This window comes from Methylobacterium sp. WL116 (assembly GCF_008039455.1).
Taxonomy (GTDB): Bacteria; Pseudomonadota; Alphaproteobacteria; order Rhizobiales; family Beijerinckiaceae; genus Methylobacterium.
This window is the reverse complement of sequence record NZ_VRUV01000468.1, coordinates 1-3,590: the sequence shown is the minus strand read 5'-3', so window position 1 is coordinate 3,590 and position 3,590 is coordinate 1. Positions and strand designations below refer to the sequence as shown.

The 3,590-nt window shown below is 72.0% G+C and carries 3 protein-coding genes; all 3 read left to right on the top strand.

The window, feature by feature from the left end:
• Positions 1-864: tetratricopeptide repeat protein (locus FV223_RS22865; RefSeq protein ID WP_147729141.1), on the top strand; the 864-nt coding region annotated here is incomplete at its 5' end.
• A gap of 144 nt (positions 865-1,008) precedes the next feature.
• Positions 1,009-1,530 carry a cytochrome c maturation protein CcmE gene (gene ccmE / locus FV223_RS22860; protein WP_147729140.1) on the top strand — a complete coding sequence of 174 codons (522 nt, stop codon included), beginning with the start codon at positions 1,009-1,011 and terminating at the stop codon, positions 1,528-1,530.
• A 52-nt stretch (positions 1,531-1,582) separates the two neighbouring features.
• Positions 1,583-3,586, top strand: a complete 2,004-nt coding sequence (locus FV223_RS22855) for a heme lyase CcmF/NrfE family subunit (protein WP_147729139.1) — start codon at positions 1,583-1,585, stop codon at positions 3,584-3,586.
• The last annotated feature ends 4 nt before the right edge of the window (positions 3,587-3,590 follow it).

Sequence of the window (3,590 nt, the reverse complement as noted above, 5' to 3'; positions counted from 1 at the left end):
GCCGAGCCGCGCCTGCGCCAGCGCCGCGCGGCCTCGGCCTTCGCGCTCTCGACGATCCCCCTGGTCGCCCTGCTCGCCTACGGCCTCTACGGCTCGCCCGACCTGCCGGCCCAGACGCCGGCCGACCGCCAGGCGGTGCAGTCGGGCGCGCAGGACCTGATGAAGGCCGTCGGCCAGATCGAGGCGCGGCTGGCCGCCGACCCGAACGACGCGCGGGGCTGGGCCGTGCTGGCGCCGGTCTACATGCGGCTCGGGCGGTTCGAGGATGCCGCGCGGGCCTACGCGGCGATCGTCCGGATCAAGGGCGAGACCGCCGAATCCCTGTCCGACTGGGGCGAGGCGATGGTCGCGGCCGGCAACGGCATCGTGCCCGAGGAGGCCAAGGCCGCCCTCACCCGCGCCCTCGCCCTCGACCCGAAGGCGCCCAAGCCCCGCTTCTACCTCGCCCGTGCCGCCGAGCAGAACGGCGACACGGCCGAAGCGATCCGCCAGCTCACCGCCCTGAACGACACGAGCCCGGCCGACGCGCCCTGGCTCGGGCTGGTGCGCGAGAACCTAGCGCGGCTCAAGGGCGACCCCGCACCGCAATTGTCCGGGACGCCGTCGAAATCCGCCCCCGGGCTGCCGCCCGAGCAGCGCGCCGCGATCCAGGGCATGGTCGACGGCCTCGACGAGCGGCTCGCGGCCAAGGGCGGCAGCGTCGACGAGTGGCAGCGCCTGGTGCGCTCCTACAGCGCCCTCGGCGATCCCGAGCAGGCCGGCAAGGTCCTGAGCCGCGCGCGGATGGCGCTCGCCGCCGACCCGGGCGCGGCCGAGAAGCTCGACACCCTGGCCAAGGAGCTCGGCCTTCCGGTCCGCCCCTGACGATCTGTCCCGGCACGGGCGACTTGACCCGGGACGCGCCGCGTCCGACATCCGAGGGACAAGAATGAGGACGGTCCCGCACCGGGCCGACCTCCGTGAGGTCGGCACCGGGGCCGGACCAACCCGCCGGGGACGGACCCACTCGTGACGCGCAAGAGCCGCCGCCTGATCCTGATCGCCGCCTGCGGCGCCGTCCTGGCGCTCGCCGTCGGGCTCATCCTGTCGGCGATGAGCGGCTCGATCGTGTTCTTCCGCTCCCCCAGCGAGGTGGCGGCACAGGGCGTCGGGCCGGGCACGCGCTTCCGCCTCGGCGGCCTGGTCAAGGACGGCTCGCTCCAGCGCGGGCCGAACCAGACGGTGGACTTCGCCGTGACCGACACCAACGCCACCGTCCAGGTCCAGTATACCGGCCTTCTGCCCGACCTGTTCCGCGAGGGGCAGGGCGTGGTCGCCGAAGGGACGCTCGAGCCGGGCGGCATCTTCCGCGCCGACACCGTGCTGGCCAAGCACGACGAATCCTACATGCCGCGCGAGGTCGCGGACGCGCTCAAGGCGCAGGGGCGCTGGCAGGAGGGCGGCAAGGACGGCAAGGGCTCCGTGAGAATGGACCCGCCGAAGGCCGCCGACGCCGCGCCCCCGAACCTCGGACCGCGCACCGAGCGCTGAAACCGATGTCCGAACGCCGAAAACCGATGTCATTGACTCGAGGAACCGCCGCTTGATCGTTGAGGTCGGACATTTCGCGTTGGCGCTCGCGCTGGCGCTCTCCCTGGTCCAGTCGGTGATGCCGATCTGGGCCGCCCGCTCGGGCGACGCCGCCCTGCGGCAGGTGGCGACGCCGGCCGCGCTCGGCGCCTTCGCCTGCGTGCTGTTCGCGTTCGCCGCGCTGACCTACGCCCACGCCACGTCCGACTTCTCGGTCCAGAACGTGGTCGAGAACTCGCACACGACGAAGCCGTTCATCTACAAGCTCTCCGGCGTCTGGGGGAACCACGAGGGCTCGATGCTCCTCTGGATCCTGATCCTCACCCTGTTCGGCGCGATGGTGTCGGTGGCGCGGGACTCGGTGCCGCCGGTGCTGCGGGCCAACACCCTGGCGGTGCAGGGCTTCATCACCTTCGTCTTCGTGCTGTTCGTGATCACCACCTCGAACCCGTTCACGCGGGCGGTGCCGGCGCCGGTGGAGGGCAACGACCTCAACCCGCTGCTGCAGGATTTCGGCCTCGCGGTGCATCCGCCGCTGCTCTACGTCGGCTATGTCGGCTTCTCGATCACCTTCGCCTTCGCCATCGCCGCGCTGATCGACGGGCGCATCGACGCCGTCTGGGCCCGCGCCGTGCGCCCGTGGACGCTGACTGCCTGGAGCTTCCTGACGCTCGGCATCGCGATGGGCAGCTACTGGGCCTATTACGAGCTCGGCTGGGGCGGCTGGTGGTTCTGGGACCCGGTCGAGAACGCCTCGCTGATGCCGTGGATCGCCGGCACGGCGCTCCTGCACTCGACCGTGGTGATGGAGAAGCGCGACGCGCTGAAGGTCTGGACGGTCCTGCTTGCGATCCTCACCTTCTCGCTCTCGCTACTCGGCACCTTCATCGTGCGCTCCGGCGTGCTCACCTCGGTGCATTCCTTCGCCACCGACCCGACCCGCGGCATCTTCATCCTCGTGATCCTGATCCTGTTCATCGGCGGCTCGCTGACGCTGTTCGCGTGGCGCGCCCCGATGCTGCGGCAGGGCGGCCTGTTCGCACCGATCTCGCGCGAGGGCGCGCTGGTGATGAACAACCTGTTCCTGGTGGCCGCCTGCGCCACCGTGCTCGTCGGCACGCTCTACCCGTTGCTGCTCGAGATGCTGACGGCGGAGAAGATCTCGGTCGGGCCGCCGTTCTTCAACTACACCTTCGTGCCGCTGGCGATCCCGCTGCTGCTGATCGTGCCGTTCGGGCAGACCCTGGCCTGGAAGCGCGGCGATGCGCTCGCTGCCTCGCAGCGCCTGTTCGCCGCGCTGGGCCTCGCCCTGGCGATCGGCCTCGGCACCCTGGCCTGGACCTGGGGGGGGCCGGCGATGGCGCCCGTCGGCGTGGGCCTGGGCGCCTACCTCATCGTCGGCTCCGTCCTGGAGATCGTCTCGCGGGCCCGCGGATACGGCAGCAGCCGCACCCGCGCGGTCGGCGTGGTCTGGCGCCGGGCGCTCGGCCTGCCGCGCTCGGCCTGGGGCACGGCCATCGCCCATGCCGGCGTCGGCGTGGTGGTGCTCGGCATCGCGGCGCAGGGCTGGGCCACCGAGGGCCTCGCCACCCTGAAGCCCGGCCAGACGCTGGCCACCGGCCCCTACGTCGCGACGCTCGATCGCGTCGCGCCGCGCCCCGGCCCGAACTACGAGGAGGTCGCGGCCTTCCTCACCATCCGCAACAAGGCCGGCGACGAGATCGGCCGGGTCGACACCGGCAAGCGCTTCTACCCGAGCCGCAAGATGACGGTGACAGAATCTGGCCTGCTCACCCGCGGCGTGAGCCAGGTCTATGCCAGCCTCGGCGAGATCGCGCCCGACGGCAGCATCGGCCTGAGGCTGTACTACAAGCCGCTGGTGCTGCTGATCTGGCTCGGCGCTGTGGTGATGGCCCTCGGCGGCGGCCTGTCGCTGACCGACCGGCGCATGCGCGTCGGGGCGCCCGCTCGCGCCAAGCTCAAGCCGGTTCCCCCGCACGCGGTCCCGGCCGAATGAGCCC